The sequence below is a fragment of the Pseudomonas aphyarum genome (assembly GCF_028657055.1).
GTDB classification, from domain to species: domain Bacteria; phylum Pseudomonadota; class Gammaproteobacteria; order Pseudomonadales; family Pseudomonadaceae; genus Aquipseudomonas; species Aquipseudomonas aphyarum.
Genome location: NZ_JAMDGS010000012.1, coordinates 382,056 through 397,029 on the forward strand (window position 1 = coordinate 382,056; position 14,974 = coordinate 397,029).

Below are 14,974 nucleotides of genomic sequence, written 5' to 3' on the forward strand. Positions count from 1 at the left end.
GGGCATCCCCGGCTCAGAACTTCACTTCCGGGGCCTTGTCCGCGCCGGGGCTGGTGGCTTCGAAGGTCTCGCGGATCGGCAGGTCGCTGTACATCACGCTGTGCCACAGGCGACCGGGAAAGGTGCGGATCTCGGTGTTGTATTTCTGCACCGCCAGAATGAAATCCCGGCGGGCCACGGCGATGCGGTTTTCCGTGCCCTCAAGTTGCGATTGCAGGGCGAGGAAGTTCTGGTTGGCCTTGAGGTCCGGATAGCGTTCGGACACCACCATCAACCGGCTCAAGGCGCCGGTCAGTTGATCCTGGGCCTGCTGGAACTGCTTGAGCTTTTCCGGGTTGTCGAGGGTGCTGGCATCGACCTGGATCGACGTCGCCTTGGCCCGGGCCTCGATAACCGCCGTCAGAGTTTCCTCTTCATGCTTGGCATAGCCCTTCACGGTTTCCACCAGATTGGGGATCAGGTCGGCGCGCCGCTGGTACTGGTTCTGCACCTGGCCCCAGGCGGCCTTGGCCTGTTCGTCGAGGGTCGGAATGTTGTTGATGCCGCAAGCGGTCAACAACGTGGCCAGCACCAGCAAGGTGGCGACCTGCAAACGCGAGCGGTAGACAGGACTGACATTCATCGGACGGGTGCTCCCTTGCACATTTCATGAAAATTCGAGCGCGAAACCTTCTCGGTCGGCTCTTGGGGCATAATCGCCCGCGCCACTGGATTGCGGCGGGCCGATGGGCTAAAAAGAGGCCCTGCGCGATCACGCTGCTCAATCCGGCAGCGTTTATTCGGCGTCGTTTTTTGCGTCAACACCCGAACAACAATAGTCGCTCCCTAAATTTTGGCTGGCCGGCGTTGTAACGCCGTTTGCGCCCTTGAGAAAACTATTCATGAAGAAGCTGTGTTTGCTGGGCCTGTTCGTCAGCCTGGCCAGTCATCAAGTACTGGCCGCCACGACCCCGGTACCCCTGGAAAACAAGGACGCGTTCATCAGCAACCTGATGAAGCAAATGACCCTCGACGAAAAGATCGGCCAGTTGCGCCTGATCAGCATCGGCCCGGAAATGCCCCGCGAGCTGATCCGCAAAGAGATCGCCGCCGGCAACATCGGCGGCACGTTCAACTCGATCACCCGCCCGGAAAACCGTCCGATGCAGGACGCTGCCATGCGCAGCCGCCTGAAGATCCCGATGTTTTTCGCGTACGACGTGATCCACGGTCACCGTACGATTTTCCCGATTCCGCTGGCCCTGGCATCGAGCTGGGACATGGACGCCATCGGCCAGTCCGGGCGCGTTGCCGCCAAGGAAGCTGCCGCCGACAGCCTCGACATCACCTTCGCGCCGATGGTCGATATCTCCCGCGACCCGCGCTGGGGCCGCAGCTCCGAAGGTTTCGGTGAAGACACCTACCTGACCTCGCGCATCGCCAAAGTCATGGTCAAGGCCTATCAGGGCGAGACCCCGAGCGCGGCCGACAGCATCATGGCCAGCGTCAAGCACTTCGCCCTGTACGGCGCGGTCGAGGGCGGTCGCGACTACAACACCGTCGACATGAGCCCGGTGAAGATGTACCAGGACTATCTGCCACCGTACCGCGCTGCGATTGATGCCGGTGCCGGCGGCGTGATGGTGGCGTTGAACTCGATCAACGGCATCCCGGCCACCGCCAATACCTGGCTGATGAACGACCTGCTGCGCAAGGACTGGGGCTTCAAGGGCCTGGCGGTCAGCGACCACGGCGCGATCTTCGAGCTGATCAAGCACGGCGTGGCCCGCGACGGTCGTGAAGCGGCGAAGCTGGCGATCAAGGCCGGCATCGACATGAGCATGAACGACACCCTGTACGGCAAAGAGCTGCCGGGGCTGCTCAAGTCCGGCGAGATCGAACAGAAAGACATCGACAACGCCGTACGTGAAGTCCTCGCGGCCAAGTACGACATGGGCCTGTTCAAGGACCCGTACCTGCGTATCGGCAAGGCCGAAGACGATCCGGCCGACACCTACGCCGACAGCCGCCTGCACCGCGCCGACGCCCGTGAAGTGGCGCGTCGCAGTCTGGTGCTGCTGAAGAACCAGAACGAAACCCTGCCGCTGAAGAAAACCGCCAAAGTCGCGCTGGTCGGCCCGCTGGCCAAAGCCCCGATCGACATGATGGGCAGTTGGGCTGCCGCCGGTCGTCCGGCGCAATCGGTGACGCTGTTCGACGGCATGAGCAATGTGATCGGCGACAAGGCGAACCTGATCTACGCCCGTGGCGCCAACATCACCAGCGACAAGAAGGTTCTCGACTACCTGAACTTCCTCAACTTCGATGCGCCGGAAGTGGTCGATGACCCGCGTCCCGCCAACGTGCTGATCGACGAAGCGGTAAAAGCCGCCAAGGACGCCGACATTGTGGTTGCAGCCGTGGGCGAGTCCCGTGGCATGTCCCACGAATCGTCGAGCCGCACCGACCTGAACATCCCGGAAAACCAGCGCGAGCTGATCCGTGCCCTGAAAGCCACCGGCAAGCCATTGGTGCTGGTGCTGATGAACGGCCGTCCGCTGACCATCCTCGAAGAGAAAGAACAGGCCGACGCGATTCTGGAAACCTGGTTCAGCGGCACCGAGGGCGGCAACGCCATCGCCGACGTGCTGTTCGGCGACTACAACCCGTCGGGCAAACTGCCGGTGACCTTCCCGCGTTCCGTGGGCCAGATCCCGACCTACTACAACCACCTGAGCATTGGCCGGCCGTTCACGCCGGGCAAACCGGGCAACTACACCTCGCAGTATTTCGATGACACCACAGGTCCCCTGTTCCCGTTCGGTTACGGCCTGAGCTACACCAACTTCAGTCTGACTGACATGGCGCTGTCCTCGACCACCCTGAACGCCACCGGCAAGCTCGACGCCAGCGTCATGGTCAAGAACACCGGAAAGCGTGACGGCGAAACCGTGGTGCAGCTGTACATCCAGGACGTCACCGGTTCGATGATCCGTCCGGTCAAGGAACTGAAGAACTTCCAGAAAATCATGCTTAAGGCCGGCGAGCAGAAGGTCGTGCACTTCACCATCACCGAAGATGACCTGAAGTTCTACAACGCCCAGCTCAAGTACGCGGCCGAGCCTGGCAAGTTCAACGTGCAGATCGGCCTGGATTCCCAGGACGTGACGCAGCAGAGCTTTGAGTTGCTGTAATTAGCCAAACGCCACAAAACCTGTGGGAGCTGGCTTGCCAGCGATAGCGGTCGGACAGTCAACTATAATGTTGAATTTGCCGGCCTCATCGCTGGCAAGCCAGCTCCCACAGGTTCTGCTACAAATCTGAAAACTGCGCTTAGCCGCGTCTGTCGAGCAGATTGACCACCACCCGATCCACCCAGCCCCAGATCCGCTGCTTCACCCGCCGCCACAGCGGCCGGCGCTGCCATTCCTCCAGACTCACCTGCTGACTCAGGCCGAAGTCCTTCTCGAAACTCGCCGCCACCGCTGCCGTCAATGACGGATCCAGCGCTTCCAGATTCGCCTCAAGATTGAAGCGCAGATTCCAGTGATCGAAATTGCACGAACCGATGCTCACCCAATCGTCCACCAGCACCATTTTCAGGTGCAGGAAACACGGCTGATATTCGTAGATTTTCACCCCGGCCTTGAGCAGGCGCGGGTAGTAGCGATGCCCGGCGTAACGCACTGACGGGTGATCGGTGCGCGGCCCGGTCAGCAGCAGGCGCACGTCGAGGCCACGGGCGGCGGCCTTGCGCAGGGAGCGGCGGATTTTCCAGGTCGGCAGGAAGTACGGCGTCGCCAGCCAGATCCGTTTTTGGCCGCTGTTCAGCGCGCGGAACAACGATTGCAGAATGTCCCGGTGCTGGCGGGCGTCGGCGTAAGCCACGCGGCCCATGCCCTCGCCCGTGTCCGGCACGCGGGGCAGCCTTGGCAGGCCGAAATGCGCGTTGGGCCGCCAGGCCCGGCGATGGCGGTTGGCGATCCATTGACGGTCGAACAGCAACTGCCAGTCGAGCACCAGCGGGCCGGTGATTTCCACCATGACCTCGTGCCATTCGCTGGTGTCGTGGCCCGGCGTCCAGAATTCGTCGGTGACCCCGGTGCCACCGACCACTGCCAGACGCTGGTCGACCAGCAACAGCTTGCGATGATCGCGATAGAAATTGCCGACCCAGCGCCGCCAGTTCAGCCGATTGTAAAAACGCAGCTCGACTCCGGCACCGGTCAGCCGCCGGCGCAGCGTTAGGGTGAAGGCGAGGCTGCCGTAATCGTCGAACAGGCAACGCACCCGCACGCCCCGTTCCGCCGCCAGCACCAGCGCCTGCACGATGGTTTCGGCACAGGCGCCGGCCTCCACCAGATACAGCTCCAGTTCGATCTGCTCGCGGGCGCGGGCAATCTCGTCGAGCATTCGCGGGAAGAATTGCGGGCCGTCGATCAACAGCTCGAAGCGGTTGCCATCACGCCACGGAAACACCGCGCCGCGCATGTCAGCGCGCCGTGAAGATCAGCACCGCACCCACCGGCACCGACAGACTGATGGCCGACAGGCCGGCCATGTTGCGCAGGCTTTCCAGGCCCGGCAGCAGATCGAAATCCTCGGCGCTGATCACCAGCGGCTCCAGGGTCACCACTTGAAAGCGCCGGTCATCGAGGCGCGTGGCGAGCAGTTCGGCGGGGTATTCGTGCTGTTTGCCGTGCAGATTGACGGTCAGCGGAAGGCGCAATTCAAGCTGCGCGCCGGGGGCCAGATCGTTGATCGGGCGCAGGTCGATCTGGGTGGTGATGGTCGCTTCGGGGAATTGCTCGATCTGGAACAGTTCCTTGCGCATGCGCTCGTCGCGCAGCGGGATGCCGCTGTTGATCGAGTCCAGCTCGACTTCGACCACGGCGCGGCCATCGGGATCGACCTTGCCGTGCAGCACCAGAAAGCGCTGCACTTCGGACACGTTGGCGTTTTTCGTGCTGACGAACGACAGCCGCGACGACTCGCCGTCCAGATACCAGTTGGCCTGGGCCGGCAGCGCAGCGGCGCCCAGCAGCAGGCCGGCGAAGGCGTTGCACAGAGAACGGTTGAACATTGAAGACTCGTGGGGCCGATAAACCTGCACGAACCTTAACTGGCCTGAGCCACATTGCAAACTGGCAGTTCCTGCAATGCACACTCCTGTGGCGAGGGCGCTTGCCTCCTCGCCGCAGATCACGGCTGCAGGCGACAGCCCTGGCGTTGGCCCATCCAGTGCGCACTGTTGCGGCGGCCCATGCCGCTGACAGTGATGGTCTTGCTGGCAGGGTCATCGCTGAAATGGCTGGTCGGCAACCACTGTTTCACGTAACCCCGGCAATATTCAGCGTCGTTGCTCATCACGTAACGGCACGAGCAATATTCCTTGGCAGTGTAGGCGCTGATGATGTCGGGGAAGGCCCACAGGTTTTCGCGCTCGAGCCAACCCCAGCCCAGCAGCAGGACCAACAGCACCAGCAGGATTCGTCTGAGCAGCTTCATGGCCGCACCGCCCCGAGCACGCGCTTGAGCAATTCGTTGTGGCGATAGCTGCCGTCGCGGTCATCGGCGTAGCGCACGATCACCAGTTTTTCGCTCGGGATCACGTACAGCGCCTGGCCCCAGTGGCCGAGGGCGGCGAAGGTGTCGGGCGGTGCGTCGGGCCACGGCGAAGGCGCTCCATCCGCCGGGCGATTGAGCCACCACTGGCCGCCGGGCACGGCTTCGTCCTGATGGGCCTTGTAGCCGGCGAAGGGTTGTCGATTGAAGGCGACCCAATCCTTGGGCAACAACTGCCGGTCGTTCCAGCGTCCGTCCCGTTCCATCAGCAGACCGATTCGCGCCAGATCCCGGGCCGTCATATAGGCGTAGGAAGAGGCTACGAAGGTGCCCGTCGCGTCGGTTTCCCAGGTGGCATGGCGGATGCCCAAGGGATCGAAAAGCGCTGTCCACGGATAGTTCGGATAACGCTGCGGGCCGACGATGGTTTTCAATGCGGCGGCCAACAGATTGCTGTCGCCGCTGGAATAACGGAACGCCTGCCCCGCTGGCGCGTAGCTGTCGTGATCGGCGGTGAAGGCGGCCATGTCGCGGTGGCCACGGGTGTAGAGCATCGCCACCACCGAGGATTTCAGCGGGGCGTATTCGTAGTCTTCCTGCCAGTCGATGCCCGAGGCCCAGTGCAGCAGATCCTGGATCGTGATGGCCGGGTGTTTTTCCAGCGCCGGGTAGAACGTTGCCGCCGGGTCATCGAGCTTGAACAGGCCTTCGCCGTACGCCACGCCGAGCACCGTGGCCATCAGGCTTTTGCTGATCGACCAGGTCAGGTGCGGGGTGTCGGCGCTGGTCGCGGCGGCGTAGCGTTCGTAGATGAGCTGGCCGTCGCGGATCACCAGCAAGGCGTCGGTGCGGATGCCTTTGCGGGTGGTGTCATCGCGGATCGGGAAGGCGTAGGCCTCCAATGCCTCGACGGCCGGGCCGGTGAGTTTCGGGCCCGTCGGCCATTGTTCGCCCGGCCATTGCTCGGCCTGAACCGTGAAGCTGATCAGCAGCAGAAACAGGGACAGGCCTTTGAACATGGTGAGGGCTCTTGGGGAGAACCTGCTGAGGGTAGTCAGGATTGATGACAAATTTGAGATTTTGGCTGCCCATGAGATCGCCATCGCTGGCAAGCCAGCTCCCACAGGGTCCGTGGTATGTAGACAACTTGTGGCAATCCTCTAACCCTGTGGGAGCGGGCTTGCCCGCGAAGGGGCCGGTCAATTCACCGCTAAAGCCTTGGCCAGGCGTTTGCCCCGCGCACCCGCCGCCAGCTGCATGACCGATTGATCACGCTGCCACATCGCCGCCCACTCAGAATTGCCGTCACGCAACGCCTGATCGACTTCCGCTTTGAGCCCGTCGAATTGCGCAAACAAACCGCCGAGCAACACATGCCCCGCCGGATTGTTCGGCGGCTGGCGACTGACTTCCGCGCAACCGGCCAACAGCGCCAGCAAGCGCAATTGCAGCGGCTGCGGCCAGCCGCTGTCCTGACCGACGCCGTACAACCATGCGGTCATCGCGCTCAGCACATAGACATCTTCAAGGGTGCGGAACGGTTTGACGTAAGCATCCCAACCGTCCCCGGCGAGCAGTTCGCACAGAGCCTCGTCGAGGTACAAGCGGCCATGGCTGATGTCCGGCATCAACGGCAGCGCCGGGAGCTTTTCCACGCGCACGCCGGATTCGCCGGGATACACCACCGCCAGACTCAGGCGCGGTGATTCGCCGGGTTGTTCGCTGCGCGCAGCGATCAGCAGCCAGTCCGCCGCATCGCCGGCGGTGACGAAATCCTTTTGCCCGGTGAGGCGCAGATCCGTGAGCCGGGTCTGCATGTCCGCCGGGCGCAGGCTGCGCTGCTCGGTCGCACACAACGCACCGAGGCTCGGCGGCGCGCTCGGCCAAAGCATGCGCAATGCCGCCTGATACCCCACCAGAAACGCCAGCCCCGGCGTCGCCATCCGCCGCCCTCCCGCTACCGCCAGTTCGAACGGCGTCACGCTGCCCAGTTGATGCAGCAACGTGGCGAAGCCCTCCGCCAGATCGGCAACGGCGGGCAGGCGTTCGCGGCATTCAAGCAGGGTCGACCAGGTCATCAGAGGCTCCTCGTGGGCTGTCATATAAGCATCACCAAACATTCATGGCGATGACACCGGGGCTACATAGCCTGACTTTGCACAACACGGCTGCATAAAGAAAGTCGATCGGCTGCAACCCATGACGGGTTCAAGGCCCGTACGGAGATTCACATGACTCAGATCGCCCGCATCAGCGACACCGGCAATGAACGCCGCCTGCAAGCCGAACGCCTGATCGGCGCCGAGGCCTTGCAGCAAGCCCAGGCCTTGCGCTTCAACGTGTTCAGCGGCGAGTTCAACGCCAAGCTGAACGGCGCGGAGCTGGGTCTGGACATGGATGACTATGATGTTCACTGCAGCCACATCGGCGTGCGTGACCTGAACACCGGCCGCCTGGTGGCGACCACCCGTTTGCTCGATCACACCGCCGCCAGCAGCCTGGGCAAGTTCTACAGCGAAGAAGAATTCAGCCTGCACGGCCTCGCCGGTCTGCAAGGCCCGATCCTGGAAATCGGCCGCACCTGCGTCGACCCGGCCTACCGCAACGGCGGCACCATCGCCGTACTCTGGGGCGAACTGGCCGAAGTATTGAATCAGGGCGGCTACAGCTACCTGATGGGTTGCGCGAGCATCCCGATGCAGGACGGCGGCGTACAGGCCCACGCGATCATGCAGCGCCTGCGAGAACGTTATCTGTGCACCGAACACCTGCGCGCCGAGCCGAAAAATCCGCTGCCAAGCCTCGACATTCCGTCGAACGTGATCGCCGAAATGCCACCGCTGCTCAAGGCCTACATGCGCCTGGGCGCGAAGATCTGCGGCGAGCCGTGCTGGGACGAAGACTTCCAGGTCGCCGACGTGTTCATCCTGCTCAAGCGCGACGAACTCTGCCCGCGCTACGCCAAGCACTTCAAGGCGGCGGTGTAATGAGCCGGCTGCGGGTGTACGCGCGGATCGCGCGAGTGCTGCTGGTGGTGACGCTGGGGTTGAGCATGGCCAGTGTCTTCGGAGTATTCGAACGTCTGGGTCTGGCCCATTCGATGGAGCGCCGGCAGCGCTGGTCGCGGTTTTTCATGGCGCGTTTGAGCAACGCCCTGCCCTTTCGCGTGACCGTGCATGGTGAGCTGCCGAAGCAGCCGATGCTGTGGGTCAGCAACCATGTGTCGTGGACCGACATTCCACTGCTCGGCATGCTCACGCCGCTGTCGTTTCTATCCAAGGCCGAAGTGCGCACCTGGCCGGTGGCCGGCTGGCTGGCGGCGAAGGCCGGCAGCCTGTTCATCCGTCGCGGTTCGGGCGACAGCCAGTTGATCCGCAAGCAGATGACCCGTCATCTGCAAACCGATCATCCGCTGCTGATGTTCCCGGAAGGCACCACCACCGATGGCCGTTCGCTGCGCACCTTTCATGGTCGTCTGCTGTCGGCGGCGATTGATTCCGAGGTGAAGCTGCAACCGGTGGCGATCCGTTATCTGCGCGACGGCAAGATCGATTCACTGGCACCGTTCATTGGTGACGATGATCTGCTGTCGCACCTGATGCGCCTGTTCAGCAACGACTGCGGCGATGTGGAAGTTCATCTGCTCAAGCCGATTGCCTGTCAGGGCCGGGAACGCGCGGCACTGGCGTTCGAGGCGCAGCAGGCGGTGCAGAAAGCCTTGTTCGGCGATGTGCTCAAACCGGTCGAAGCACAACATGCCCGCGATCTGATCGCAGCCTGATCGGCGACGTCTATCTACAGCTGCCGGCCGGCAAAGTCCTGCAGCTGTGGGTAGAACAAACGAAAGTCCTCGCTCAACGATTCATACAACCGCCGCAATTCCTCCATCGCCCCCGCCAGTTCCTCAGGCCGGGTCAGGCGCCGGGAGATCCCGCGCAACACCTGCTCCAGCACTTCGAATTCCTGATACGAACCCAACCAGTCATTGGCGACCATGTGCGGGGCGATCTTCGCCAGGCGTTCGGGCAATTGCCGCTCGCTGGACAACACGCGGTAAACGTCGGTGGTGAATTGGCCGAGCGGCCGGTCGGCGTACTGCGTCCAGTCCCGGGCCAGGCAATGGTCGAAAAACACGTCAAGGACGATGCCCGCGTAACGGCGGCGAGTCGTGGAAAACCGCGCCAGTGAAGCATCCACCAATGGATGGCGATCAGTGAACACGTCGATTCGCCGATGCAGGACAATCGCCGCTTCGATCTCCGGGTCGAACTGCCCTTGCAGCCGCCCTTTGACGAAATCGCCATACAGACTGCCGAGCAGTTGACCGGGGCGCTGGCCACCGAGGTGTAAATGTGCGAGATAGTTCATGGGCGCAGCTTAGCACCGCGCCCGCGTTTGTTTACACCTCACATATCGTTATAACCCGATATACCGATTTATGCGGTCATCAGATCAAATTCATATTGGTATATCGCGAAGTACCGATTTAAAGTTCGCCTCATCGCGATATAGCGCTACACACATCACGAGCACCCGGCCATGAACATTGACCTCGACGAAATAATAAAAGCCCTGGCACACCCAGTACGGCGAGACATCCTCAACTGGCTGAAAGACCCGAAAGCCCAGTTTCCGGAACAGATCCACAACCACGAGTACGGCATCTGCGCCGGGCAGATCGATCAACGTTGCGGCCTGTCGCAGTCGACCGTCTCCGCCCACCTGGCGACCCTGCAACGGGCAGGACTGATCAGCAGCCAGAAAGCCGGCCAGTGGCACTTTTTCAAACGCAACGAGGACGTAATCCAGGCGTTCCTCAGCACCCTCAGCAAAGAGCTCTGACCCTTAACGTCAGCCAGCCAAAAGGATCAAACGATGCCCCTCTCGCTACTCATACTCGCCTTGAGCGCCTTCGCCATCGGCACCACCGAGTTCGTCATCATGGGCCTGCTGCCCAATGTCGCGGCTGACCTCGGTGTGTCGATCCCCGGCGCCGGCTGGCTGGTGACCGGCTACGCCCTGGGCGTGGCGATTGGTGCACCGTTCATGGCAATGGCCACTGCAAAACTGCCGCGCAAGGCTGCACTGGTAACGCTGATGGGCATCTTCATTATCGGCAACCTGCTCTGCGCCATCGCCACTGATTACAACGTGTTGATGTTCGCCCGTGTCGTTACAGCCCTCTGCCACGGTGCGTTCTTTGGCATCGGTTCGGTGGTCGCGGCCAACCTGGTGGCGCCGAACAAACGTGCTTCGGCCGTAGCCCTGATGTTCACCGGCCTGACCCTGGCCAACGTACTGGGCGTACCGCTGGGCACCGCGCTCGGTCAGGAAGCCGGCTGGCGCTCGACCTTCTGGGCAGTGACCGTGATCGGTGTGATCGCGCTGATCGGCCTGATCCGCTTCCTGCCGGCCAAGCGTGACGAAGAAAAACTCGACATGCGCGCCGAACTGGCCGCACTCAAGGGCGCCGGGATCTGGCTGTCCCTGAGCATGACCGCACTGTTCGCTGCGTCGGTGTTCACCCTGTTCACTTACGTTGCGCCGCTGCTGGGCGATGTCACCGGCGTCTCGCCCCGTGGCGTGACCTGGACGCTGATGCTCATCGGCCTGGGCCTGACCGTCGGCAACATCATCGGCGGCAAACTGGCCGACAAGGGCCTGGCCGCGACGCTGATCGGCGTGTTCATCGCCATGGCCGTGACCTCCACCGTCCTGACCTGGACCAGCATCGCGCTGATTCCGACCGAAATCACCCTGTTCCTCTGGGCTACCGCGTGTTTCGCCGCCGTGCCGGCCCTGCAAGTGAACGTCGTGACCTACGGCCAGGCCGCACCGAATCTGGTGTCGACCCTGAACATTGGCGCCTTCAACGTCGGCAACGCCCTCGGCGCCTGGGTCGGCGGCAGCGTCATCGCTCACGGCTACGGCCTGACCAGCGTGCCTCTCGCCGCTGCAGCGCTGGCGGTACTCGCGCTGCTGGTGACCCTGATCACATTCCGCCAGAACGGCAATCCCGAGCTGGCCACCGCTAACTGATTCACTTACTTACCTCACGAGGGTTGTATCTCATGGCAACAATTTTCGATCCGATCAAACTGGGCGATCTCGAACTGTCCAACCGCATCATCATGGCGCCGCTGACCCGCTGCCGCGCCGACGAAGGCCGCGTGCCGAACGCGCTGATGGCCGAGTACTACGTACAACGCGCCTCGGCCGGCCTGATCCTCAGCGAAGCCACGTCGGTGACCCCGATGGGCGTCGGCTACCCGGACACCCCGGGCATCTGGTCCAACGACCAGGTGCGCGGCTGGACCAACGTGACCAAGGCCGTTCACGCGGCCGGCGGCAAGATCGTCCTGCAACTGTGGCACGTCGGCCGGGTCTCCCACCCGTCGTACCTGAACGGCGAAGCGCCGGTTGCCCCAAGCGCCATCCAGCCTAAAGGCCACGTCAGCCTGGTTCGCCCACTGGCCGACTTCCCGACGCCACGCGCGCTGGAAACCGCTGAAATCGCCGACATCGTCGACGCCTACCGCGTGGGTGCGGAAAACGCCAAGGCGGCCGGTTTCGACGGCGTGGAAATCCACGGCGCCAACGGTTACCTGCTCGACCAGTTCCTGCAAAGCAGCACCAACCAGCGCACCGACATTTACGGCGGCTCCCTGGAAAACCGTGCCCGCCTGCTGCTGGAAGTGACAGATGCTGCGATCGAAGTCTGGGGCGCCGGCCGTGTCGGCGTGCATCTGGCACCACGCGCCGACTCCCATGACATGGGCGACGACAACCTGGCCGAGACCTTCACCTACGTCGCTCGCGAGCTGGGCAAGCGTGGCATCGCCTTCATCTGCTCCCGCGAGAAAGAAGGCGCCGACAGCCTCGGCCCACAACTGAAAGAAGCCTTCGGCGGCGCGTACATCGCCAACGAACGCTTCACCAAGGACAGCGCCAACGCGTGGCTGGCCGAGGGTAAGGCTGACGCCGTGGCATTCGGCATTCCGTTCATTGCCAACCCGGATCTGCCGGCGCGTTTGAAGGCCGATGCGCCGCTGAACGAACCGCACCCGGAAACCTTCTACGGCAAAGGCGCAGTCGGCTACCTCGACTACCCGACGCTGTAAGCCACACCGCAGAAACACAAAAGCCCCCGACTCGTGAGAGTCGGGGGCTTTTTATTGGTCGCCGGGTGGGTCAGGCGCTCACATTCGTTCACAGGCTCGACACAAAATCCCTACAAAATACGTAGCTCGCTACGTATCAACCCGCGCTGCAGAGGTATATAAAAGCATCCCATTGCAGCGGGGCGAGTGAACAGGGATCTTCACCCTCCTCCGTCATTGACACAAACTGATCCAACAGCGAGTTTTGTTTCATTTGCGCAGGCTGGGGCTCAGGCGCAGCATGTCCAGCCCGGTATCGACCCAGCGCTCGGCCTCGGCGTACAGTTCGAAGCTGTCCGGCGCCAACAGCCATCCATAAAGGAGGCCGTCGATATAGGCGTGAATGCTGATGGCTGCCCGGGCAGTGTCGAGGTCTGCCGGCAATTGCCCACGATTGACCGCATTACTCAATGTCAGCGCGATCCGCACATTGCAATCGAGGCTGGCGGTCCGGCGCTGCTGGCGCAGATCGCACATTTCATCGGTGAACTCGCACTTATGAAACAGAATTTCGTTGATACGCCGGGTCTTCGGGTCCAGCGCAACTTGATGAAACAAATGAATCAGCAATTTGCGCATGCAGCCCAGCGGATCGGGTTCGTCCTCGCTTTCGCTGGCCTTGGCCAGTTCGTCCAGCGGCTCGTGCAGGGTATCGAGCATGGCTTGCAGCAGATCGGCCTTGTTGCTGAAGTGCCAGTAGATGGCACCGCGCGTCACCCCGGCCAGGGTGGCGATGTCCGACAGGGTCGTGCGGGCCACGCCCCGCTCATAGAAGGCTTTCTCGGCCGCTTCGAGAATCTGGCTGCGCGTTTCCTGAGCTTCCTCTTTGGTACGACGGACCATGGCAGTAAAACCTCAAACAGGATGTTTCAGGGATGGCTGAATATCCGCTGAATAAAAAAGGGTTGATCTCTCGCGGATCGGCTCCCCGGCCTACAATTTCAGACCTTGCGACGACTTTTGTAACAGGGTGGATACGACGCCAAGGTGTTTACAAACAACCATGAACGTAAGTATATTCCTTAGCAAGCTACTTATCCACCCGGTAACCCTTTTTTACCCTTCCACACTTCTTGTGCGCTTTTCGCGCGCCTGACCCGAGGATCTTCATGCAATTCAAGCCAGCTGTTACCGCTCTGGTCACTGCCGTCGCCCTGGCATCGCTGCTCAGCGGATGTAAAAAGGAAGAGGCGGCTCCCGCCGCACCACCTCCTCAGGTCGGCGTCGTCACCCTGCAACCACAAGCCTTTACCCTGACTTCCGAACTGCCGGGCCGCACCAGCGCGTTCCGCATCGCCGAAGTTCGTCCGCAGGTCAACGGCATCATTCTCAAGCGTCTGTTCAAGGAAGGCGGCGATGTCAAAGCCGGCCAGCAGCTGTATCAGATCGATCCGTCGGTCTATGAAGCGACCCTGAAAAGCGCCGAAGCCAACCTGCGTTCGACCAAGTCGATCTCCGATCGCTACAAGCAACTGGTCGACGAGCAGGCCGTCAGCCGTCAGGAATACGACACCGCCGTGGCCAACCGCCTGCAATCGGAAGCGTCGTTGCAGACCGCACAGATCAACGTGCGCTACACCAAGGTCTACGCACCGATCTCCGGTCGTATCGGCCGTTCCTCGGTGACCGAAGGCGCGCTGGTCAGCAGCGGCCAGACCGACGCGATGGCCGTGATCCAGCAACTGGACCCGATCTACGTCGACGTCACCCAGTCCTCGGTGGAACTGCTGGAACTGCGCCGTGAACTGGAAAGCGGCCGTTTGCAGAAAGCCGGCGACAACGCCGCTGCGGTCAAGCTGACCCTCGAAGACGGCAGCCAGTACAAGCTCGACGGTAAGCTGGAATTCTCCGAAGTGTCGGTCGATCAGACCACCGGTTCCGTGACCCTGCGCGCTGTGTTCCCGAACCCGGATCACACCCTGCTGCCGGGCATGTTCGTCCACGCGCAATTGCAGGCCGGTGTGAACAGCGCTGCGATCCTCGCACCTCAGCAAGGCGTGACCCGCGACCTCAAAGGCACCCCGACCGCGCTGGTCGTCGGCCCGGACAACAAAGTCGAACTGCGCCAGCTCAAGGCCAGCCGCACCGTTGGCAGCCAGTGGCTGATCGAAGACGGCCTGAAGGCCGGCGATCGTCTGATCACCGAAGGGCTGCAATTCGTCAAACCGGGTGTTGAGGTCAAACCGACCGAAGCCACCAACGTCGGCAACAAGAACCCGGCCCCCGCTCAGGCAGCTGACAAAGCCGCCGGCGGCAAAGGGGAGTAATCC

At 62.2% G+C, this 14,974-nt stretch carries 15 protein-coding genes; 7 read left to right on the top strand and 8 right to left on the bottom strand.

All coding sequences use genetic code 11. The annotated features are described in order from the left end of the window. Nucleotides 1–13: 13 nt before the first annotated feature. Nucleotides 14–622, bottom strand: coding sequence for a LemA family protein (locus M5G18_RS19110; protein ID WP_007957897.1), 609 nt, complete (start codon nt 620–622; stop codon nt 14–16). A gap of 259 nt (nt 623–881) precedes the next feature. Between M5G18_RS19110 and bglX the strand changes: the two genes are divergently transcribed. Further along, the gene (bglX, locus tag M5G18_RS19115) at nt 882–3,173 is read left to right on the top strand and encodes a beta-glucosidase BglX (RefSeq protein WP_273896490.1); all 2,292 of its coding nucleotides are present in this window, start codon (nt 882–884) and stop codon (nt 3,171–3,173) included. Nucleotides 3,174–3,312: 139 nt separating this feature from the next. On the opposite strand, the gene M5G18_RS19120 is transcribed toward bglX, so the two are convergent. From M5G18_RS19120 to M5G18_RS19140, 5 genes are all read right to left on the bottom strand, one after another. Beyond that, nucleotides 3,313–4,470, bottom strand: coding sequence for a phospholipase D-like domain-containing protein (locus M5G18_RS19120; RefSeq protein ID WP_007957893.1), 1,158 nt, complete (start codon nt 4,468–4,470; stop codon nt 3,313–3,315). A gap of 1 nt (nt 4,471) precedes the next feature. Further along, entirely contained in the window at nt 4,472–5,062 is a 591-nt protein-coding gene (locus M5G18_RS19125; RefSeq protein ID WP_085605441.1) for a YceI family protein, read from the bottom strand. Nucleotides 5,063–5,181: 119 nt separating this feature from the next. Further along, complete coding sequence (locus M5G18_RS19130) at nt 5,182–5,487, bottom strand: amidase (RefSeq protein ID WP_273896489.1); 306 nt, start codon at nt 5,485–5,487, stop codon at nt 5,182–5,184. Continuing rightward, the gene (locus tag M5G18_RS19135; RefSeq protein ID WP_273896488.1) at nt 5,484–6,563 is read right to left on the bottom strand and encodes a serine hydrolase domain-containing protein; all 1,080 of its coding nucleotides are present in this window, start codon (nt 6,561–6,563) and stop codon (nt 5,484–5,486) included. The genes M5G18_RS19130 and M5G18_RS19135 overlap by 4 nt, the downstream gene beginning before the upstream one ends. 180 nt (nt 6,564–6,743) lie before the next feature. Continuing rightward, the gene (locus M5G18_RS19140; protein WP_273896487.1) at nt 6,744–7,622 is read right to left on the bottom strand and encodes an acyl-CoA dehydrogenase middle domain-containing protein; all 879 of its coding nucleotides are present in this window, start codon (nt 7,620–7,622) and stop codon (nt 6,744–6,746) included. A gap of 153 nt (nt 7,623–7,775) precedes the next feature. On the opposite strand from M5G18_RS19140, the gene olsB reads away from it, so the two are divergent. After that, nucleotides 7,776–8,531, top strand: a complete 756-nt coding sequence (gene olsB / locus M5G18_RS19145; RefSeq protein WP_007957877.1) for an L-ornithine N(alpha)-acyltransferase — start codon at nt 7,776–7,778, stop codon at nt 8,529–8,531. Next, a complete protein-coding gene (locus M5G18_RS19150) occupies nt 8,531–9,325 on the top strand; it encodes a lysophospholipid acyltransferase family protein (RefSeq protein ID WP_179692410.1) in 795 nt (264 codons plus the stop codon). The genes olsB and M5G18_RS19150 overlap by 1 nt, the downstream gene beginning before the upstream one ends. Before the next feature lie 14 nt (nt 9,326–9,339). Here the strand turns inward: M5G18_RS19150 and M5G18_RS19155 are convergent, their stop codons facing one another. Next, nucleotides 9,340–9,912, bottom strand: a complete 573-nt coding sequence (locus M5G18_RS19155) for an acyl carrier protein phosphodiesterase (RefSeq protein WP_273896486.1) — start codon at nt 9,910–9,912, stop codon at nt 9,340–9,342. A gap of 171 nt (nt 9,913–10,083) precedes the next feature. On the opposite strand from M5G18_RS19155, the gene M5G18_RS19160 reads away from it, so the two are divergent. Genes M5G18_RS19160 through M5G18_RS19170 form a run of 3 tightly spaced genes read left to right on the top strand, consistent with a single transcriptional unit; the run spans nt 10,084 to nt 12,665 of the window. Then, a complete protein-coding gene (locus tag M5G18_RS19160; RefSeq protein WP_007957866.1) occupies nt 10,084–10,386 on the top strand; it encodes an ArsR/SmtB family transcription factor in 303 nt (100 codons plus the stop codon). 33 nt (nt 10,387–10,419) lie between these two features. Next, nucleotides 10,420–11,583 carry an MFS transporter gene (locus M5G18_RS19165; RefSeq protein ID WP_011332833.1) on the top strand — a complete coding sequence of 388 codons (1,164 nt, stop codon included), beginning with the start codon at nt 10,420–10,422 and terminating at the stop codon, nt 11,581–11,583. Between the two features lie 32 nt (nt 11,584–11,615). After that, a complete protein-coding gene (locus tag M5G18_RS19170) occupies nt 11,616–12,665 on the top strand; it encodes an alkene reductase (protein WP_273896485.1) in 1,050 nt (349 codons plus the stop codon). Nucleotides 12,666–12,914: 249 nt separating this feature from the next. Here the strand turns inward: M5G18_RS19170 and emhR are convergent, their stop codons facing one another. Then, nucleotides 12,915–13,547, bottom strand: coding sequence for an efflux system transcriptional repressor EmhR (gene emhR, locus M5G18_RS19175; RefSeq protein ID WP_007957850.1), 633 nt, complete (start codon nt 13,545–13,547; stop codon nt 12,915–12,917). A gap of 266 nt (nt 13,548–13,813) precedes the next feature. On the opposite strand from emhR, the gene emhA reads away from it, so the two are divergent. Next, nucleotides 13,814–14,971 carry an efflux RND transporter periplasmic adaptor subunit EmhA gene (emhA, locus tag M5G18_RS19180; RefSeq protein ID WP_085748207.1) on the top strand — a complete coding sequence of 386 codons (1,158 nt, stop codon included), beginning with the start codon at nt 13,814–13,816 and terminating at the stop codon, nt 14,969–14,971. The last annotated feature ends 3 nt before the right edge of the window (nt 14,972–14,974 follow it).

Coding starts and splice junctions, on each gene's coding strand:
- M5G18_RS19150 (WP_179692410.1), top strand. CDS start 8,531: ATGAGCCGGCTGCGGGTGTACGCGCGGATCGCGCGAGTGCTGCTGGTG.
- emhR (WP_007957850.1), bottom strand. CDS start 13,547: ATGGTCCGTCGTACCAAAGAGGAAGCTCAGGAAACGCGCAGCCAGATT.
- M5G18_RS19165 (WP_011332833.1), top strand. CDS start 10,420: ATGCCCCTCTCGCTACTCATACTCGCCTTGAGCGCCTTCGCCATCGGC.
- olsB (WP_007957877.1), top strand. CDS start 7,776: ATGACTCAGATCGCCCGCATCAGCGACACCGGCAATGAACGCCGCCTG.
- emhA (WP_085748207.1), top strand. CDS start 13,814: ATGCAATTCAAGCCAGCTGTTACCGCTCTGGTCACTGCCGTCGCCCTG.
- M5G18_RS19170 (WP_273896485.1), top strand. CDS start 11,616: ATGGCAACAATTTTCGATCCGATCAAACTGGGCGATCTCGAACTGTCC.
- M5G18_RS19155 (WP_273896486.1), bottom strand. CDS start 9,912: ATGAACTATCTCGCACATTTACACCTCGGTGGCCAGCGCCCCGGTCAA.
- M5G18_RS19125 (WP_085605441.1), bottom strand. CDS start 5,062: ATGTTCAACCGTTCTCTGTGCAACGCCTTCGCCGGCCTGCTGCTGGGC.
- bglX (WP_273896490.1), top strand. CDS start 882: ATGAAGAAGCTGTGTTTGCTGGGCCTGTTCGTCAGCCTGGCCAGTCAT.
- M5G18_RS19130 (WP_273896489.1), bottom strand. CDS start 5,487: ATGAAGCTGCTCAGACGAATCCTGCTGGTGCTGTTGGTCCTGCTGCTG.
- M5G18_RS19135 (WP_273896488.1), bottom strand. CDS start 6,563: ATGTTCAAAGGCCTGTCCCTGTTTCTGCTGCTGATCAGCTTCACGGTT.
- M5G18_RS19120 (WP_007957893.1), bottom strand. CDS start 4,470: ATGCGCGGCGCGGTGTTTCCGTGGCGTGATGGCAACCGCTTCGAGCTG.
- M5G18_RS19140 (WP_273896487.1), bottom strand. CDS start 7,622: ATGACCTGGTCGACCCTGCTTGAATGCCGCGAACGCCTGCCCGCCGTT.
- M5G18_RS19160 (WP_007957866.1), top strand. CDS start 10,084: ATGAACATTGACCTCGACGAAATAATAAAAGCCCTGGCACACCCAGTA.
- M5G18_RS19110 (WP_007957897.1), bottom strand. CDS start 622: ATGAATGTCAGTCCTGTCTACCGCTCGCGTTTGCAGGTCGCCACCTTG.